Consider the following 784-nt stretch of genomic DNA (forward strand, 5'->3'; position numbering starts at 1 on the left):
GGTTCTGTCGCAAACTCAGATTGTGGGTTCTAAATTAAAGAGGCACTTTTCCTCAGATATAATTATGCAGCTAAAGAATAAAACTGCTCCCATGACGTCATTTCTTCTGAGTTAATCATCTGTCCTTGCTTAATCATGGAGCAGATTTCAACACCTGCCAAGGTTGATTCTGCACCAATCCAAGACTTCCATCCTAAACATTGATGCATTTTACCTTTCACTTTTCGATGACTTTGTTCAACAATATTGTTGAGGTATTTAACTGCCAATACTTCGATCATACGCAACATGTATCCACCTAACCAAAGGCTAATATTGATGGTATCTAACGCTGCTGCATTCGCGCCACTTTTATCGATAACAACTTTGCTTGGCAATCCACTACTGCCTATCGCTTTATCAAAGAAGGCCCGTGCATCCTGTTCATTACGCGTTTCACTCAAATAGAAATCAATAATAGCGCCATACTTATCGACGGCTCTATAGTAGTAGACCCACTTACCTTTGACCTTAATATAGGTCTCATCCATGCGCCATGAATCAGCTACTTTACGTTTTCTTTTTCTGAAATTGACTTCAAGTAATGGCGCATATTTTATCACCCAACGATTTAATGTTGAGTGGTCAAAGCGGATATTTCGCTCAGCAAAAATCTCTTCTATTTCCCGGTAACTTAATTTGTACGCTAAGTAATAACGAAGTGCTTGCATGATGATCTCTTGCGGGAAATGGCATCCTGAAAAGTTAAGTTTCATGTTAATAATACTCCGTTATTGTGACGTTG

1 protein-coding gene is annotated in these 784 nt (G+C 39.0%); it reads right to left on the minus strand.

Annotated elements, in window-relative coordinates; all coding sequences use genetic code 11:
- Positions 1-62 precede the first annotated feature (62 nt).
- Positions 63-755, minus strand: a complete 693-nt coding sequence (locus HC723_RS16980; RefSeq protein WP_190339940.1) for an IS6 family transposase — start codon at positions 753-755, stop codon at positions 63-65.
- Positions 756-784: the final 29 nt, after the last annotated feature.

The sequence above is a fragment of the Vibrio sp. S11_S32 genome, assembly GCF_014694465.1.
Classification (GTDB): domain Bacteria; phylum Pseudomonadota; class Gammaproteobacteria; order Enterobacterales; family Vibrionaceae; genus Vibrio; species Vibrio algicola.

What these genes read in the sequence shown, in the direction of transcription:
- HC723_RS16980 (WP_190339940.1), bottom strand. Translation starts at nt 755, where the DNA reads ATGAAACTTAACTTTTCAGGATGCCATTTCCCGCAAGAGATCATCATG.